Source organism: Streptomyces sp. NPDC008150, assembly GCF_042956945.1.
Taxonomy (GTDB): Bacteria; Actinomycetota; Actinomycetes; order Streptomycetales; family Streptomycetaceae; genus Streptomyces.
The window spans coordinates 58,951-76,584 of the sequence record NZ_JBIBHJ010000013.1 but is presented as its reverse complement, the minus strand read 5'-3'; the positions used below and the strand labels follow the sequence as shown (position 1 = coordinate 76,584).

15 protein-coding genes are annotated in these 17,634 nt (G+C 72.7%); 4 read left to right on the top strand and 11 right to left on the bottom strand.

Going from position 1 to position 17,634, the window contains the following annotated elements:
* Positions 1–307 precede the first annotated feature (307 nt).
* The gene (locus ACFZA0_RS27915) at positions 308–1,534 is read left to right on the top strand and encodes a phospholipase D-like domain-containing protein (RefSeq protein WP_391021957.1); all 1,227 of its coding nucleotides are present in this window, start codon (positions 308–310) and stop codon (positions 1,532–1,534) included.
* Positions 1,535–1,714: 180 nt separating this feature from the next.
* Positions 1,715–3,169, top strand: coding sequence for an alpha/beta hydrolase (locus ACFZA0_RS27910; RefSeq protein WP_391021955.1), 1,455 nt, complete (start codon positions 1,715–1,717; stop codon positions 3,167–3,169).
* 51 nt (positions 3,170–3,220) lie between these two features.
* Here ACFZA0_RS27910 and ACFZA0_RS27905 read toward each other — a convergent pair whose 3' ends face one another.
* Positions 3,221–3,643 carry an SsgA family sporulation/cell division regulator gene (locus ACFZA0_RS27905; RefSeq protein WP_391021953.1) on the bottom strand — a complete coding sequence of 141 codons (423 nt, stop codon included), beginning with the start codon at positions 3,641–3,643 and terminating at the stop codon, positions 3,221–3,223.
* Between the two features lie 234 nt (positions 3,644–3,877).
* On the opposite strand from ACFZA0_RS27905, the gene ACFZA0_RS27900 reads away from it, so the two are divergent.
* Positions 3,878–4,234: a hypothetical protein gene (locus tag ACFZA0_RS27900; RefSeq protein ID WP_391021951.1), complete on the top strand. Its 357-nt coding sequence runs from the start codon at positions 3,878–3,880 to the stop codon at positions 4,232–4,234.
* A 51-nt stretch (positions 4,235–4,285) separates the two neighbouring features.
* Here ACFZA0_RS27900 and ACFZA0_RS27895 read toward each other — a convergent pair whose 3' ends face one another.
* From ACFZA0_RS27895 to ACFZA0_RS27850, 10 genes are all read right to left on the bottom strand, one after another.
* Positions 4,286–6,643 carry a family 43 glycosylhydrolase gene (locus ACFZA0_RS27895; protein WP_391021950.1) on the bottom strand — a complete coding sequence of 786 codons (2,358 nt, stop codon included), beginning with the start codon at positions 6,641–6,643 and terminating at the stop codon, positions 4,286–4,288.
* Positions 6,640–8,157 carry a sulfatase-like hydrolase/transferase gene (locus ACFZA0_RS27890; protein WP_391022322.1) on the bottom strand — a complete coding sequence of 506 codons (1,518 nt, stop codon included), beginning with the start codon at positions 8,155–8,157 and terminating at the stop codon, positions 6,640–6,642. The genes ACFZA0_RS27895 and ACFZA0_RS27890 overlap by 4 nt, the downstream gene beginning before the upstream one ends.
* 17 nt (positions 8,158–8,174) lie before the next feature.
* Positions 8,175–9,173 (bottom strand): aliphatic sulfonate ABC transporter substrate-binding protein, encoded by a 999-nt coding sequence (locus ACFZA0_RS27885; RefSeq protein ID WP_391021949.1) that lies wholly within the window; start codon positions 9,171–9,173, stop codon positions 8,175–8,177.
* A 79-nt stretch (positions 9,174–9,252) separates the two neighbouring features.
* A complete protein-coding gene (locus tag ACFZA0_RS27880) occupies positions 9,253–10,032 on the bottom strand; it encodes an ATP-binding cassette domain-containing protein (protein WP_391021947.1) in 780 nt (259 codons plus the stop codon).
* 82 nt (positions 10,033–10,114) lie between these two features.
* Positions 10,115–10,960: an ABC transporter permease subunit gene (locus ACFZA0_RS27875; protein WP_391021945.1), complete on the bottom strand. Its 846-nt coding sequence runs from the start codon at positions 10,958–10,960 to the stop codon at positions 10,115–10,117.
* A complete protein-coding gene (locus ACFZA0_RS27870) occupies positions 10,957–12,276 on the bottom strand; it encodes an ROK family protein (RefSeq protein WP_391021944.1) in 1,320 nt (439 codons plus the stop codon). Before ACFZA0_RS27870 ends, ACFZA0_RS27875 begins: the two co-directional genes overlap by 4 nt.
* 75 nt (positions 12,277–12,351) lie before the next feature.
* Positions 12,352–14,121 (bottom strand): ATP-binding cassette domain-containing protein, encoded by a 1,770-nt coding sequence (locus ACFZA0_RS27865; RefSeq protein ID WP_391021942.1) that lies wholly within the window; start codon positions 14,119–14,121, stop codon positions 12,352–12,354.
* 214 nt (positions 14,122–14,335) lie between these two features.
* A complete protein-coding gene (locus ACFZA0_RS27860) occupies positions 14,336–15,607 on the bottom strand; it encodes an MFS transporter (protein ID WP_391021940.1) in 1,272 nt (423 codons plus the stop codon).
* A 30-nt stretch (positions 15,608–15,637) separates the two neighbouring features.
* A complete protein-coding gene (locus ACFZA0_RS27855) occupies positions 15,638–16,111 on the bottom strand; it encodes a MarR family transcriptional regulator (RefSeq protein ID WP_391021938.1) in 474 nt (157 codons plus the stop codon).
* Positions 16,112–16,400: 289 nt separating this feature from the next.
* Positions 16,401–16,946 carry a hypothetical protein gene (locus ACFZA0_RS27850; RefSeq protein ID WP_391021936.1) on the bottom strand — a complete coding sequence of 182 codons (546 nt, stop codon included), beginning with the start codon at positions 16,944–16,946 and terminating at the stop codon, positions 16,401–16,403.
* 325 nt (positions 16,947–17,271) lie between these two features.
* On the opposite strand from ACFZA0_RS27850, the gene ACFZA0_RS27845 reads away from it, so the two are divergent.
* Positions 17,272–17,502: a DUF397 domain-containing protein gene (locus ACFZA0_RS27845; RefSeq protein ID WP_391022320.1), complete on the top strand. Its 231-nt coding sequence runs from the start codon at positions 17,272–17,274 to the stop codon at positions 17,500–17,502.
* Positions 17,503–17,634 lie beyond the last annotated feature (132 nt).

Below are 17,634 nucleotides of genomic sequence, written 5' to 3'. Positions count from 1 at the left end.
CCGCCTTCTCAGACGGCTTAGTTCATAGGTTGATTTAAGTGATGAGACATCCGGGGGACAACCCCCGTGAACGGAGTTCCTGTGCGGCGGCCGTTCACAGGGCGCCCGGCGCACCCGCCGTGTGGCGGTTCGCGGCATTGCGCCGTGCCCGCCGGAAGGGCACCCCGACTGCCGCCCCGCGGCGGGCATGGTCGCGGCGCGGGCAGGTATACGTACGGCGACGGGGCGCCCGTGCGCGGAGGGGCACACGGGTGCCGACGGCGGACGAGGTCCGCCCGGACGACGGTACGAACAGGGGCGGGACACGATGCTGGACACGACGACGCGGCAGGCCGGAACGGACGGACCGCTGGGCGCGACGCCGCCGCGCCCGGACACGGACGCCCGCAAACAGCGGCTGCGCAGACGACTTGAGCGGCTGATCGGCATCGCCGCGACCGAGGGGAACGAGCTGACGCCGCTGCGCAACGGCGACGCCATCTTCCCCGCCATGCTCGACGCCATCAGGTCGGCCGAAGAGACCATCGACATGATGACGTTCGTGTACTGGCGCGGCGACATCGCCCGGGAGTTCGCCGCCGCGCTCGGCGAGCGTGCCCGCGCGGGCGTACGGGTGCGGCTGCTCCTCGACGGGTTCGGGGCCCAGCGCATCGAGCGGGAACTGCTCGACTCGATGGACCGGGACGGCGTGCAGGTGGCGTGGTTCCGCAGGCCGGTACGGCTGTCACCGATGAAGCAGAACCACCGCTGCCACCGCAAGGCCCTGGTGGTGGACGAGCGGACCGCCTTCACCGGCGGGGTCGGCATCGCCCGTGAGTGGTGCGGCGACGCGCGCGGTCCCGAGGAGTGGCGCGACACGCACGTGCGGGTGTGCGGCCCCGCGGTGGACGGGATCGCCGCCGCGTTCGCCCAGAACTGGGCCGAGTGCCACGACGAGTTGTACGACGACCGCGACCGGTTCCGCGAGCACGAGCAGCCCGGTTCGGCGACCGTGCAGGTGGTGCGCGGCTCGGCCGGTTTCGGCTGGCAGGACATGCAGACCCTGATCCGCGTCATGCTGACGTCGGCCGAGGAACGGTTCCGGCTGTCGACGGCCTACTTCGCGCCCGACGACTACTTCGCCGACCTGCTGGTGGAGACCGCGCGGCGGGGCGTGCGGGTGGAGATCCTGCTGCCCGGCCCGTACACCGACCAGCGGGCCTGCCAGCTCGCGGGCCAGCAGCACTACCAGCGGCTGCTGGACGCGGGTGTGGAGATCCGGCAGTACCAGCCGACGATGATCCACACGAAGATCATGACGGTCGACTCGGTGGCCTCCCTGATCGGTTCCAGCAACTTCAACCGGCGGTCCATGGAGCACGACGAGGAGGTCATGCTCGCCGTGCTGGACGAGGAGTTCACCGCCGCCCTGGACGCCGACTTCGACGAGGACCTCAAGCACAGCGAGGTGATGGACGCCGCCCGCTGGCGGCACCGGCCGCTGCGCCAGCGCGTGGGCGAGGCCCTGGTGACCCCGATCCGCCGGTTCCTGTGACCGCGGTCGCCTGCCGCGCCCCCGCGGCGGGCGGCCGGCCTGCCGCACGACCCGCGCGGCGCGCGCAGTACGGCAGTCGACGGGCGGGGAGACTCCCTCGCCGCCCGTTCCCCCGGCGCCCCTCGCGCCGCCTCCGCCCGTGTCCGGCACGGGCCCGCCGCCTCGCGTGGGAGCGTCGAGATGGAAGAGCACACGTGGAACCTCATGGCGCCGGCCTCGGGCCCGGACGGTCTGCGGGACCTGGCCGGCCGTCTCGCCGCGGCCGGGACCGGTGACCTGATCGTCTTCGCGCACGACCGGCACGGCCGCTGGGACGAACCGGCCGCCGTGGAACGGCACTTCGGGCGGCTGCTCACCGCGGGGGCCGCGCCGCGGGCGGAGGGGGGCGTCGCCCTGCTGAACGTTCGCTGGCCCAGCATGCGCTTCCCGGACGAGCGCGTCCCGGCCTCCGGGCACGCGCCGCCCGACACCGTGCGCGACGCCGCGCCGGACCTGTCGGTCTTCCCTCTCGACGACCTGCTGGCGCTCTTCCCCGGCCGCGCGGACACCGTGTACGCGCTGGACGACGCCTTCCGCCACCGGCGCGCCCGGCACACGGACCTGGACGACGTGGGGCTGCTGCTGCGCCGGCTGGTGGCGCTGCCGTTGGGGGCCCCGGGCGGCGCGGCGGGGTCGGACACCACCGGCGAGATCGTGCCGCAGAGCGATCCGGCCATGCTGTTCGACCCGGCCGTGGAGGTGTGCGGGCGCTTCACGGACTTCCTGGAGCTGATGGCCGAGACGTGCGAGGAGGCGGACACCCGGCCGTCGGCGGACAACGCCGGTCCCGCCGAACAGGCCGCCCCCGAGCCGCTGTTGGAGGACCGCGGCGACCCTCCCGAGGTCCCGGACACCACACTGCGCGAGCCCGGCACCGTGACGAGCAGCGACGAACTGGACGCCGACCGCGGACGGCACTCCGTCCCGCACCTGTGGGACGGCGCGTACGAACTCCTGCGGCAGGTGACGTATCACGCGCTCCGGCGCCGGGCCGCGGTGCTGGGCCGGGAGCGGCTGGCCGCCGGGGTCCGGACGCTGCGGGCCGCCGCCCCCGGGACACGCGTCCACCTGGTCGGGCACGGCATGGGCGCGCGGCTCGCCGCGCACGCGCTGACCGAGGTGCGCACCGAGCGGGACCCGGCACCCGTGGCGTCCCTGACCCTGCTCCAGGCAGCCGTGTCCCACCACGTGTTCGCCCCGTCGATCCCGTGGCAACTGCGGGGCAGGGGGCGGCTGCACGACGTGGTGGAGGCGGTCGCCGGTCCCCTGGTCGTGGGCCACAGCGGCCACGACCTGCTGCTCGGGCTGATGTTCCCGCAGGCCACGAAGATGACCGGGGACGCCGCCGGGCACACCACCCCCGACCGGCGGTGGGGCGCGCTCGGCTTCGACGGGGCCCAGGGAGTCGACGGCGGGCCGGAGTTGACCCTCGCGACGGCGCTGCGGGCCGGGCTGCCGGAGAGCGGGATCGTCAACGTCGACACCTCGGCCGTGGTCCGTCGCGGCGGACCGCCGAACCCGGGGCACGACGACATCTGGCACGAGGACGTCGCCCGGCTCGTCCTCACGGCTGCGGGACTGGCGGGCCCGGCCTGAGATTCCCCAACCCGGTCCGTGCCGGGGCGACTTGGGGCGCGCCGCCCCGGCTCAGCCCTCGGTGAGGACCTGGGTCAGGAACGCGTCGAAGTCGGGCTGCTCCTGGCCGCTCGCGACCAGGGCGTACGTCCGGTTGAGGAAGGCCATGACGGGCGGCGCCCAGCTCACGATCTCGGCGCGCTCGCCGCCGCGGCCGTCCTCGTCGCCCAGCAGCGTGATGCGCAGTTCGTGCCGGTGGCCCTCCCACCGCGGGCCGAACCGGACGCGCCCCTCCCCCACGGCCCGGCGCAGACCGTCGGCGACCATGTCCCGGTCGAACCGCCATTCGGCCAGCACGGTGTCGTGCCGGCAGAACGCCATGGTGACCACGAACGGGTCGTCGGCCTCGTAGCGCAGACGGGTCAGGACGGGGGCGGTGAACCCGTCCCCTGCGTCCAGGTACATGCAGAGCGTGTCGCGGACAGCGGCACTCACGGGTCCTCCGGAGGGAATCGGGCAATGGGGTCTCCCTCCGGTGCCCCGTCCCTCGCGGTAGATGTGGGGCCAATGGGGTGAATGTGACTCGTGTGGCGTCCCCCGCGAGTGATCGGCCCGTCCACGGACGAACAGGGGAACCCCTTCCGGCGAACGCGTCGGCGCACCCGCTTCCCGGCCCGGCGAAAACAGTTGAAGCAAGGGCAAACCCTCCCCGACGAACGGTGGAAGTCCGTGAGCAGCTCCAGCCGTCTCCTCTGCGTCCTGTACGTCGCCACCAGTGCCGGTCTGGCCTGGACCGCGGTCCTCGAACTGCGGTACGGGCCGGTGTGGGCCGCCGGTCTGTTCGCGGCCGGGAGCATCGTGCCGGTCGTCGCGGTGGTGCGGGAGACGGTGCTCGGCGACCAGCGCCGCACGATCGCGGAACTGCGGGCGCGGCGGCCCGTGCCGGCCGTGCGGGAGGACGCGCGGGCCGAGGCGGTCGTGCGCGCGGAGCTGGACGCCGCGTGCTGCGAGCGCTGGTGGACGAGTTTCGGCACCGACCACGACGCGACGTGCGGGCACCGGCTGCCCCGGAGCAGCGCGGCGTGAGCGGTGCGTGCGGGACGTCCCGCACGCACCGCTCGTGTCCGGCGGGATGTGTCAACTCGCGCCGTACGTACGGACGTAGTCGAACCTCGCCGTCGCCCCGGACTTGTTGAGGGCGATCAGCCCGATGCGCAGGCTGCCCTTCACCGGCAGTGTCCACACTCCCGACGCCGACCAGTGCACGCCGTCGCGGCTGGTGGACGCGCGGACCTCGTGCTCGTTGTTCGCGGTGTCGAGGTGGTGGGTCAGACGCAGCCACATGGTGTCGGCCGTCGGTCCGCCGAACATGGGCCCGTTCGCGACCGCCGTCGGCGGTGTGGTGGTGGGCCGCTCGCCCTCCTTGGTGAACTCGGAGACGTTGAGGACCGCGCCGCCGCCGTTGTTCAACGGCAGTACGGAGTGGACGAGTTTGATCCACCGGTCGTCGTTCTCGTAGAGGATCAGACCGGCTTGCTGGTTGCCCGCCGCGGGGGCGAAGTGGATCTCCGTCTCCACCGTGTAGTCGCCGGTGGGCGCGGCCCGTGACAGCACGGACGCGGTGTTGGTGCCGAGGGCGAGTTCGGCGTCCTGGGTGGGCCAGGACAGCGCCCCGTCCGCGACCGCCGCTCCGGCCGCCGGGCCCCTGGTCCAACTCCAGCCCGCGTTCAGGCCGTTCTGGAACTCGTCGCCGTAGGACGCCAGTTGGGGGCCCGGCTGCGGTGCGGCGACCCGGGCGGTGACCGGCTGGTACAGGGCGACCGCACCGACGTTGTCCGCCTGGGCGCCCGCGCCGCGCGCCGCCGCGCCGACCGCCCCGGCCCGTACCGCGGCGGCGGGCAGGGAGCGGGTCTGCACGCCCACCGGGTCGCGCAGCCGGTCGTAGCCGACCTCGACGCTCATGGTGGTGCCGCGGATCTCGACGGACACGTTGTGCCAGGTGTCCCAGGAGTACCCGGTGGGCAGCGCCGAGGTCTGTTCGCCCTGGCTCACCCCGCCGACGACCACGTCGGTGGCCAGCACTCCGCGGGACCGGTCGAGCCAGACGGTGATCCGGTTGGCGGCGTCCGCGTGGGCGAGCGTCAGCCCCGCCGCGCCGGTCGCGGAGGTCACCCGCAGGTCGGCCTCGGCGCGCACCTGGGCGGGCGCGTCGGCGGTGGTCACCGCGAAGGCGGGCGTGCTGCCCGAGTCGGTGTGGGTGAGGTAGCCGCCGGCGTCCTGCTCGGTGGCGACGCTCCAGCCGGCGGTGCCGGAGCCGGCCGTGGTGAAGCCGGTGAGGCCGCCGGTGGTGAACGTGGAACCCGCCGTCCAGCTCGTGACGGGCGCGGCGACGGCGGTGTCCGAGGGCCCGGCACCCGCGCGCACCACGGGCCAGCCGTCGATCCAGTCGAGCCGGTCGACGAGCATCGGGCGGCGCGACAGCTTCAGGGTGCCGCCCGACGCGGGCGCGAGGTCGGGCGCGTCGGAGGGGATGCCGTGGTAGACGAGCCAGTCCTGGCCGGACAGGTCGGTCTGGATCGCGTTGTGGCCGGGGCCGGTCCAGCGGTCGCCGTTGGCGCTCACGACCACGCCGGCCTTGCTGGTGAGGGACATCAGGTCGGTGCCCTCGTCGTCGGTGAACGGCCCGCGCGGGCTGGTCGCACGGCCCGCCTTGACCTGGTAGCCGCTGAACGCGCCGTCGCAGCAGCCGCCGTCGGAGTAGAACAGGTAGTAGTAGCCGCCCCGGTGGACGACGAAGCCGCCCTCGACGCGGCGCCCGCGCGCGACCTGTGTGACGGTGCCGGTCACCCGGGTGCGGTCGCCGGTGAGCTGGGCGACGCAGATGGTGTCGTAACTGCCCCAGTAGAGGTAGGGGGTTCCGTCGCCGTCGGTGAACTGCGCCTCGTCGATGGAGCCGGACGGGCAGCCGCTCGCGGCGGGGAGCACCGCGCCCCTGTCGGTCCACGGACCGGTGGGGGTCGGGCCGGTGACCAGGCCGATGTTCCCGGCGCCGGGCACGGAGTAGTAGAGGTAGTAGAGCCCGAACGCGTAGTGGATGTCCGGCGCCCAGAGGCGGGAGCCGTTCGCCCAGGCCGGTTCGGTGGCGGGGGTGAAGACCTGGCCCGCGTAGGTCCAGTGGACCATGTCGGACGACCTGAGGATCGGCAGCATGCGCTCGCCGTCCTCGCCCTGGGACTGGAAGACGGGGTTCTGGGTGCCGTAGGCGTACCAGTAGCCGTCCTTGGCGCGGATCATCGACGGGTCGGGGAAGCTGTCGACGGTGCCCGCGGTGACCGGGTTGGTGTACGTGCCGGTCGCGGCGGCGGTCGTGCCGGCCGCCACCGCCGCGGGCGCCGCGACGCCCTGCGGCAGCAGCGCGGCGAACAGGGCCAGCAGGGTGACGGCGACGGCAGTGAGGGCCCGTCTTCGGGGTAAGGCGCGGGTGCCCGGTCTCATGGTGCCGGTGCCTCCTGGTGGTCGGGATCGGCCTGCCCGGTACCGGCGTTCTTGCCGGTACCGCCGTTCTTCTCGAACGCGCTGAGCGTCGGGTCGTGGTCGCTGTCGCCGACCTCGTACATCGAGGTCATCCAGTGGTAGAAGTTGTCGCCGCGCTCGCGCAGCAGGGTGTAGAGCCGGGCGGTGAGGCGGCGGCGCAAGGCGGTGAACTCCGGGTGCCGGTAACGGTTGTGGAGCTCGTCCGGGTCGGCGCTCAGGTCGTACAGCTCGTTCACCGACTCGGGGTTGACGATCAGCTTGTAGCGGTCGTCGCGGATCATGCGCTGCGGGTACGGGAAGTGGTGGCCGTGGTACTCGGCCACCAACTCCGTCGGCCAGTCGGGGTGTTCGCCCCGCACCAGGCCGAGCAGGCTGCGGCTGTCGACGGCGCCGGCGGTGTCGCAGCCGGCGAGTTCGAGGATCGTGGCGGTGCAGTCGGTGAGGCTGACCAGTTCGTCGCGCACCTGCGGCGGGGCGCCCGGCACCCGCACGATCCCCGGGATGCGGTAGATGTCCTCGTACATCGCCGGGCCCTTGTCGTGCAGCCGGTGCGCTCCGGTGAACTCGCCGTGGTCCGCGGTGAAGAAGACGGACGTGCTGTCGGTGAGCCCGAGTTCGTCGAGCCGGGTGAGGATGCGGCCGATCTGCTCGTCGATGAGGGTGACGTAGCCCCAGTAGACGGCGATGAGTTTGCGCGAGGTCTCCAACGGGAGCGTGTCGAAGGCCCAGTGGGCACTGTAGTTGCGCTGCACCGGCGGTTTCGCCTCGAACGTCTCCGCCGTGGACGCCGGCATCTCGACCAGCTCCGGGTCGTACATGTCGTAGTACTCGTCGGGCAGCAGGTAGGGCAGGTGCGGGCCGAAGAAGTGGGTGGCCAGGTAGAAGGGGCGGCCGTCGTCGTCGAGGCCCTTCGCGTAGCGCTCCAGGTGCTCGATGGCGCGGGTGGCGAGGTAGTACTCGAAGGTGGCCTCCACCGGCTGGTGCAGGCGTGCGGCGAGCAGGTTGCCCGGGTTGCCGTTGGGCAGGGTGCCCCGCACCGGTTCGGAGATCCGGTACGGGGGGAGCCCGTGCTCGTCGAGGTAGGCCAGGTAGTCGGGGTGGTCGACGGGGTTGTGCCAGCCCGGCAGGTCGGGGCCCTCGAAGCCGTAGTCGGCGGCGTTGCGCCGGGTGCCGCCGTGCCACTTGCCGATCAGGCCGAGCCGGTAGCCGTGGTCGGCGAGCGCCTGCGAGAAGGTGAACGTGCCCTCGGTGAGGTCCTCCAAGTACCCGACGTTGCGCTCGTAGTTGGCGAGCAGCCGGTGCCGGAAGGGGGCCTGGCCGGTGAGCAGGCTCGCGCGCGCCGGGGTGCAGATGGCGGTCGGTGTGTAGAAGCGGTCGAAGCGGGTCCCCGTGGCCGCCAGCCGGTCGAGGTGCGGGGTGGTCACGTGCGGATTGCCGTACGCCCCCAGCGTGTCGACACGGTGCTGGTCGGTCATCAGGAACAGCAGGTTGCTCACTTGGCCTGGGCCTTCGTGTAGAGGTCGCCCTCGTAGAAGGTCTCGGGGTCCTTGGCGGAGGGGAGCTGGCCCGTGGAGACGAAGAAGTCCTCCAGGTCCTTCAGCCAGCCGTCGACGGTGCCGTCCTTCGTCTTGGCCGCGAGGTCGGCGGTGGACATCGTCTTGACGTGCGAGGCGTCCGCCTTGACCTGCGACTCGTCGACCTTGAGCAGCTTGGCGGCCGCCTTGATGGACTCGTCGGGGTGCTCCTGGCGGTAGTCGTTGGCCTCCTGGAGGACCTTGACGACCTTCGCGCTCAGGGCGCTGCCGGTCTTCTGGCCGGCGACGAACGCGGTCGGGAACGCCTTGCCGGTGAAGTCCTCGGTGGAGGCCAGCTCGACGGTGTCGGGCTTCTGCTTCTTGATGGTGTCGATCGCCGGGTACCAGAACCCGGCCGCGTCGATCTTCCCGGAGACGAAGGCGGAGACCATCGTGGTGGCGTCCAGCGGCACCTTCTTGATGTCCTTCTCCGTCATCCCCGCCTTCTGAAGCGCGAGGTTGAGGACCATCTCGCCCGACGTGCCCTCGGGGACACCGACCTTCTTGCCCTTGAGGTCCTTGATGGACGTGATGCCGGGCTGGGCGATGACCCGGTCCGCGTAGGTGAGGGTGTCGATCGCCACGATCTTCGCCTTGCCGGAGGCGGGCAGCCAGACCGCGCCCGGACCGATGTAGCCGAAGTCGAGGTCGTTGGTGCCCAGTGCCTGGATCTGGAGCGGCCCGTTGGTGAACGTCTTGTAGTCGGCCTTGAGATGGGCCTTCTTCCACAGCCCCTCCTGGTCGGCGATCGCGAGCAGGGACGAGCCGTTGTAGTCGGCGATGTAGCCGAAGCGCACGGTGGTGGTCTTCGTGCCGTCGGCAGCGTCGTCCGAGTCGCCGCCGGAGCAGGCGCCGAGGGACAACGAGAGGACGACGGCGGCGGCGAGGGCCGGGAGGGCGGGCCGGTAGGAGCGCATGGCGAAGCTGTCCTTCGGGAGAGTGGGCGTGCGGAAGGGAACGAACGGGCAACCGGTGCGGGCGGGGAACGCGGTCCTCTCAGCGGGGCGAGGCGGCCGGACCCTGGTGGTAGACGGCGTGCCAGACCTCGTTGCGGATGCGGGCGAACTCCGGTGACAGGCGCACCTCTTCGGTGCGCGGGCGGGGCAGGTCCACCTCGACGACGCGGTCGACGCGGCCGGGGCGGGCGGCCATCACGACGACACGGTTGCCGAGGTACACGGCCTCGTCGACGTCGTGGGTGATGAACAGGACGGTGCGGCGGCGCTCGCTCCAGGTGGCGAGGAGCTGGTCCTGGAGCTGGACGCGGGTCAGCGCGTCGAGGGCGCCGAACGGCTCGTCCATCAGCAGGACGTGCGGGTCGGCGGCGTAGGCGCGGGCGATGGCGCAGCGCTGCTTCATGCCGCCCGACAGCGCCTTGGGCAGCACGTCGGCGAAGTCGCCGAGTCCGACGAGGCCGATGGCCTCCTCGGCGCGGGCCCGCCGCTCGGCGCGCGGAACATGGGCGAGGCGCAGCCCGAACTCGACGTTGCCGCGCACCGTGAGCCAGGGGAACAGGGCGTACTGCTGGAAGATCACGCCGCGTTCGGGTCCGGGTCCGGTGACCGGGGCGCCGTCGACGAGGACCTCGCCGCCCGAGGGCCGGGTGAGCCCGGCCGCCAGGTTGAGCAGGGTGGACTTGCCGCAGCCGGAGGGGCCGACGACGGTGACGAACTCCTCGTCGGCGATGTCGAGGGAGACCGTGTCGAGGGCGGTCAGCTCGGAGCCGCCGAGCGGGAAGGTCTTGGTCACCTCGCGGAAGGAGATCTTGGCGGTCACGGGCGGACCCTCCTCTCTGTGGGAACGGGGCGGTGCGCGCGCTGCGCGGGACCGGTGGGGACGGGGGCCGTCCGGCGGGCGGTCACCGGCGCTCCTGCCAGCGGGTGACGCGGCGTTCGGCGATCAGCAGCAGGCGGTCCATGAGCAGGCCGAGCACGCCGATGCTGATCAGCCCGACGAAGATGGTGGGCAGGTCGTAGTAGAGCTGGGCGTGCTGCATGCGGTAGCCCAACCCCTGGTCGGCGGCGATGAGTTCGGCCGCGACCAGGGTGGACCAGGACGCGCCGAGGCCGATCCGCATGCCGACCATGATGAACGGGGAGGCCGCGGGCACCACGACCCGCAGGAAGATCTGCCGGTCCTTGGCGCCGAGCACCCGGGCCGCGTCGATCAGCGTGCGGTCCACGGAGATCACGCCCTGGAAGGCCGCGACCACGCAGGACAGGAACGCGGCCAGGAAGATCACGGCGATCTTGGGGGTCTCGCCGATGCCCAGCAGCACGATCACGAGCGGCAGCAGCGCGAGCGGCGGGATCGTGCGGAAGAACTGCACGTACGGCTCGGCGAGCGCGCGCACCGCCGGGTACCAGCCCATCAGGAACCCGACGGGGACCGCGACCAGGGTGCCCAGCACGAAGCCGGTCACGACGCGGCGCAGGCTCGCCAGCACGTCGTCGCCGAGGGTGCCGTCGGAGGCGAGATCGCCGAACTTCCGGGCCACCGACAGCGGTCCGGGCAGGCCGGACACGCCGAGGTGGGCGAGCAGCGCCCAGGTGCCGACGCCCGCCGCGACCGCGACCAGGTTGAGCAGCAGGGCGGGGACCCGCGGCCGGGGCCGGCCGGGGTCGCCGGACCGCTTGCGGCGCGCCGGGCTCCCGGGCGCCTCCTTGGGCGGGGCGGACTTCTCGTGTACGTCAAAGACGCTCACGCGCCCTCACCTCTCGTTCGTGCCGGGCCCGCGGTGCGGGCGGGACTCGCGGTCCGCGCGGGCTGCCGGGCCGGCGGCTGTGTCCGCGGGGACGCGACGGTCGCGCGCGGGGCGGCGGCGCCCCGCCGGGCCGCGGGCTGTGCCGCCAGCACGGCGCGGTTGAGCAGCGGCGACTCGTGCAGGGCGAGCGCGATGCCACCGAGGGCTCCGGCCACCTCGCCGAGCGCGGCCGTGCGGACGACGACGCCGGGGCGGGCGGCGGGCATCATGCGGGCGTCGAGTGCCTCGCGGACGGGGACGAGCAACGCCTCGCCCGCCTCGGCCAGTTCACCGCCGAGGACGACCACCTCGGGGCCGACGGCCGTGCACACGGCGGCCAGTACGGCGCCGACGTGCCGGCCCGCCCCGGCGAGCACGGCGCGGGCGGACGGGTCGCCGTCGCGGACGGCCGCCAGGAGGGCGGGCAGGGTGCGCGCCGCGCCGCCGGCCGCCCGGTGCGCGGCGAGGACCGCGCCGACGGACGCCACCGTCTCCAGGCAGCCGCGGCCCCCGCACACGCAGGGGGCGCCGTCCGGCACGGCGGTGATGTGCCCGAACTCGCCGGACAGGCCGGCCGCGCCCCGGTGCAGGGCGCCGTCGATGACCAGGCCGCCGCCGACACCGTGCGACAGGCGCAGGTAGAGGACGTCGGGGCAGCCGGCCGCCGCGCCCCAGGTGCACTCGGACAGGGCGGCCAGACGCGTGTTGTTGTCCACGAGGACGGGGGCCCCGAACGCCTCGGCGACCAGTCTCTCGGCCTCCCCCGCGTCGCGCCGGACCGCGTCGGGCACCGGGCCGACCAGGCCGACACCGATCGCGCCGACCACCCCGAGGGCGTCGAGGCCGAAGCCGGGGCCGCCCAGCGAGCGCGCCAGCCGGACCGCGAGGCCGACCCGTTCGGACCACGACAGGTCGGGGCCGTGGGCGTGGCCGGCCGAACCGATGATCTCGTGCGCCACGTTGGCGGCGGCCACGTGCACGGCACGGCGGGCGAAGTCGATGCCGACGGCCTGCCCGGTCGCCGGGTTCAGCCGCAGCCGCTCGACGGGCCGGCCGCGTCTGCGCGGTTCGGGGTTGGCCTGTTCGCCGATGACGGCGCCGCTGGCCACCAGGTCTCCGACGATGTCGTACAGCGTGGTCCGCGACAGGCCGACCCGCTGGCCGAGTTCGGCGCGGCTCTGCGGTCCGTGTCTGCGCAGCAGCCCGAGGACCAGCTCCTCGTGGTCACGGCGCAGACGGCTCAGCGGACCTTCCTGTGTGTGCATGGGGAGCAGCATGGGACGCCGGGGATTTTTTGGTCAACGTCCCGGAAAAATTTTCATGTTCCCGCAATACCTGTGCGACGGGGCCGGTCAGGCGACCTGTCCGCCGTGCAGCGCGGTGTACGCGCCGCCGCGGCGCAGCAGTTCGTCGTGGGTGCCGGTCTCGCGGATCCGGCCCTCCTCCAGCACCACGATCCGGTCCGCGCCGCGCACGGTGGACAGCCGGTGCGCCACCACGAGGGTGGTCCGGCCGCGCAGCAGGCGGACCAGGGCCTGTTGCACCAGCGCCTCGGAGTGGGTGTCCAGGGCGGAGGTCGCCTCGTCCAGGATCAGCACCCGGGGGTCCCGGATGAGGGCGCGGGCGATGACGATGCGCTGCTTCTGGCCGCCGGAGAGCCGGGCGCCGTGCTCGCCGACGAGGGTGTCCGCGCCGTGCGGCAACCGGTCCACGAACTCCAGGGCGTTGGCGTCGCGCAGGGCCGCGCGCACGGTGTCGTCGTCGGCCTCGTCCATGCCGTAGGCGACGTTCTCGCGGACCGTGCCGTCGAAGAGGATCGGCTCCTGCGGCACCACGGACACGAAGCGCCGGTAGGTGCGCAGGTCGAGGGTGCCCATGTCCTGCCCGTCGAGCAGGAGGCGGCCGGCGGTGGGGCGGATGAACCCGATCACGAGGCTGAGGACGGTGGACTTGCCCGCCCCGGAGGGGCCGACGAGCGCGACGGTCTCCCCCGGCGCGACCGACAGGGAGAAGTCCCGCACGGCGGCCCGGCCGCTGTCCCCGTCGTAGCTGTGCCCAACGGCGTCGAAGGTCAACTCGCCGCGCAGTGACGTGAGTTCGGCCTTGTTTTCGTTGTCCTCCAGTTCGGGCGCCTGGAGCACCTCGCCGACCGAGCGCACCGACTCCAGGCCCCTGGTGATGACCGGCGCCAGACTGGCCAGCGTGGTCGTGGAGTTGGTGAGCGTGGTGAGGAACGCGCTGAGCATGACGACGTCGCCGGGCGTCACGCCCCACAGTCCGTGGTACGAGGCGAGGGCGGCGCCCGCGAGGACGAGCACGCCGACGGCGTTGAGCACGACCCAGGCGATCGAACCGAAGCGGCCGTTGAGCAGGTCGAGCCGCATGCCGGAGGTGAGCAGCCGGCGGAGTGTGCCGTCCATGCGGCGCAGCGCCTTGCCCTCCAGGCCGTGCGCGCGGGTGACGGGGATGAGCCGGGTCATCTCGGTGACCCGGGTCGACAGGGTCTCGACCTCGTGCCGGAAGTCCTCGTTGTGCACGCGGAGCCGGGCCCGGAGCCGGGCGACGACGAGCGTGACGGCCGGCACGACGACGAGGAAGACGGGCACGAACTCCGGTGTGCGCACGGCGATGACGACGAGTCCGCCGAGCAGCACGGTGATCGCGCCGAGGCCGGTCTCGGCGGTCTGCTGCACCATCTGCTCGACGGTCTCGACGTCGCGCACGACCTTGGCCTGGAGCACGCCCGCGCTGACCCGGGAGTGGTAGCCGATGGAGAGCTGCTGCATGCGGGTGCACAGCGCGGACCGCAGGGAGGTGCCCATACGGCGGACGCTGCCGTACAGGAGCCGGACGTAGAGCAAGTGCAGCGGGTAGTTGACGGCGAGGACGATCAGGATGAACCCGGTGCTCGTCCACAGCCGGCTCAGCGGCCGGTGCTGCACGACGGTGTCGACGATGGACGCGGTGATCAGCGGCAGCAGCCAGATCGGGCTGTGCTTGACGGTGAACACCAGCACGGCGAACGTCAGTCGGCGCCGGTCGGAGCGCAACAGGTAGGCCAGTGTGCGGACCGGGTGTTCGCCCCGGTAGTGGTGGTCGAGCGGTCTCTCCGGCAGCGCCATCGGCGGTGCTCTCCTCCCCGGGTGCCACGTCTCGGGCAAGCGATTTCCTATCCCGGGGCACCCGTGGGGCACAAGCCCCCCTCCCCCGCCCCGACGGGCCCGGACGGCGCGACGCCCGTACCGCGGCGGGGACCGCGGTACGGGCGGGTGACCGGCGGGGCCGGTCAACTGGCGTGTACTGAGGACCTGTTGTGGGACCGGCACGCCGGAGGACTCAGGTCGCCGAGCCCATGTCCTCGGCGAGCGCCTGCTGTTCGAGGTCGGAGAGCTTCTCGTTGGCCGGCGGCGGCCCGGCGGCCTCGTCCCGCTGGGTCTCCTCGGCGCGGGCGAGCAGCGAGTGGCCCGTCGACAGGACCACGATGCCCGCGGCGACCGCGGCGGCGCCGACGTAGAACGGGGCGTGCAGGCCGGAGTGTTCGGCGATCCTGCCCGCGACGTAGGGGGCGAGACCGCCGCCGATGAAGCGGACGAAGCCGTAGGCGGCCGACGCGGTGGGCCGTTCGACCGGGGACACCGTCATCACGGCCTGGGTGGTGATGGTGTTGTTGATGCCGATGAACGCGCCCGCCACGATGACGCAGACGATCAGGGTGGCGCGGTGGTCCGTCCAGATCGCGATGGCGAGCACGTCCAGCGCGAAGAGGGTGAGGTTGAGGTAGAGGGCCTTGGCTATGCCCAGCCGCGCCTGGAGCCAGGGTGCGCCGAACACCGAGAACAGGGCGACGAGCACGCCCCAGCCGGTGAAGACGTAGCCGAGCTTGTGGGTGTCGAGGTTCATCGGGTAGGGCGCGTAGCCGAGGACGGTGAAGAAGCCCCAGTTGTAGAGCAGCGCGGTGAGGCCCATGGTCAGCAGACCGCGGTGGCGCAGCGCCTTCAGCGGGTCGAGGACGGAGGCACGGCGTTCGGGTTTGGGCGTCGGCTCCACCAGGAAGACTGTGGCCGCCAGGGCGATGGCCATGAGGACGGAGACGCCGAGGAAGGGGCCGCGCCAGCTGATGCCGCCCAGTTCGCCGCCGAGCAGCGGGCCGATGGCGATGCCGATGCCGAGTGCCGTCTCGTAGAGGATGATCGCGCCGGCGAAGCCGCCGCTCGCCGAGCCGACGATGACGGCCAGCGAGGTGGCGATGAACAGCGCGTTGCCGAGGCCCCAGCCGGCCCGGAACCCGACGATGCCGTCGAGGCTGCCGGAGGATCCCGCGAGCGCGCTGAACACGACGATGATCACGAGGCCGGTGACCAGGGTGCGCTTGGCCCCGATTCGGCTGGAAACCCACCCGGTGCCCAGCATGGCGACCGCGGTGACCACCAGGTAGCTGGTGAACAGCAGGGAGACCTGGCTGGGCGTGGCGTGCAGGCTGCTGGCGAGGGACGGCAGGATCGGGTCGACCAGGCCGATACCCATGAACGAGATCACGCAGGCGAACGCCACCGCCCAGACGGCCCTGGGCTGCCGGAACGGGTGAGGGGATGTCTGTTGCCGGGACACGCGGAGCTCCTGTCGGCGTACTGGGTCGGGTCAGACGGTGGGCGGTTCGCCGAGGTGTTCGGCGCGCAGCGCGTTCTCCACGAGGCGGTGCAGCACGGGAGTGGCGGTGCGGGCGACGTCGGCGAGCACCTCGCGGTCCTCCTCGGTGAGGGTCGCGAGCAGCGCGTCGAGCCGGGAGATCCTGGCTCGTTGGCGTTCCGCGAGCACGGTGCGCCCGGCGTCGGTGATGCAGACCAGCACCGCGCGGCCGTCGTCGCGGTCGGCGGTCCTGCTCACCAGGCCCTGCCGGGACAGGCGTTGGACGAGCTGGGTCATCGACGGCTGGGACACGCCCTCGGCGGCGGCCAGCCCGGTCAGCCGGGTGGGACCGGTACGGGCCAGTCTGCCCAGGGTGGCGGCCGCGGTGATGCTGATCTCGCGGGTGCTCAGGTGCCGCACCGCGAGGATGCCCATGCCGTCCAACAGGGCTGCCACCGCTGGGTAGTTGTCGCTCTCCTCGCTCACACCGGCGTTTGTATCACGCACCTATGTAGCGTGGCCATACGCGTGTACGGGAAGACCGGTACCGCCCGCCGCCGGACGCGCCGGACGCACGAAGGGGCCGCCCGGACACGGTGGTCCGGGCGGCCCCTCGGGACGGCAGCACCCGCCCCCCAGCGTGGTGTTGCCGTCGTCCCCGCAATGATCCCGGGGCGCGGCGCGGGCTCCGGCCGTTTCGGGCCGCGCGGGCGCGCGCAGGTACTACGGGGAGTTCAGAGGTGTCGCGGGCCGGCGGGCGCCCGCGACGGGCAGCTCATTCGCCCAGGGCACGGGCGAGTTCGGCGGTGGCGCGGCTGATCTCGCCGTCCTCCTCCGCGAGCAGCCGGTCCAGGTCGGCCCGGCGGGCGCGCACGGCCTGGCGGGCGGCGCGCTCCCACACGACGTGGTTCTCACGGTGGTTGAGCAGTTTCGGGTAGACGGCGGCCGTGTTCTCCCACTGTCTGGCGTCGGCGATGTTCTTCAGCAGGTGGATGATCCCCGCGCGGCAGGACACGTGCGGGCTCTGGGCCAGCTCCCACAGGAACGGGACGGTGGCGGCCGTGGCCTGCTCGACCACGAAGTTGTACTGGCAGATCCGCCTGCGCAGATCCTCCAGGGCCTCGCCCGCGGTCTCGGCGTCGCCCCGGGCGACGCGGTCGAGCAGGTGCGGTATGCCCGCGGCCGAACCGGTCGAGTCCTTGATCAGATGCCACTTCACCTGCCCCAGCGCCTTGAGCGGTGCGCTCCTCGCCACCCCCGTGGGCGAGGAGCCACCGGCTGTGGGCTCGGTGCTCGGCTGGTCCGGCGAAGCGGTGCGCATGGCGTGGGGCCCTTCCGCTGCGGTCGTGTCAGTGGGGACTGGGGGCCGGGCGGGCCGGCCTCGTTCCGGGCTGCGCGGTCGTGCGGCGCCCGGAGTTCTCGGTGCGCGGGCGGGGACGCGAGGCCCCCTGGATCGACGTCAACTACGGCCGCCAACGTAGGGGTTGACGCCGGGACTATTATCCACGCTGAAGGCGTCGGCGTGCAATTGCACGGGAAATTGCGCGAGTTGTTTTCGGCCAGTATCGGCTCGGCGTGAGACCGGTCGCCGCCCGGAGGAACCCGTCCGGTGCGTGACGGGGAACGTGAACAGCAAGGAGACGGTGGTGCCACCAGTACAGAACGGCGTGCGGGCGAGCTCGTTGGACGTCCGCTGGGTCAAGAGCCGGCACAGCAACGCGGAGGGCAACTGCGTCGAGGTGGCGACACTGGCCGGCGGCGGCATAGCCGTGCGCAACTCCCGTGACCCCGACGGTCCCGCGCTCGTCTACACACCCGCCGAGGTGGCGGCCTTCGTGGCCGGCGCGAAGGACGGCGAGTTCGACCACCTGCTCTGAACGGACCGCCCGCCGCGGGGACTTCGGGGTCGGAGGGGGACGGGGAGGCACCGCACGGGGGCCGAAGCGGAAGTCGGCTCCCCACTTCTTCGGACGGATGCCCGAAGTCCCCGTCCGGTGGGATAGTTTGGC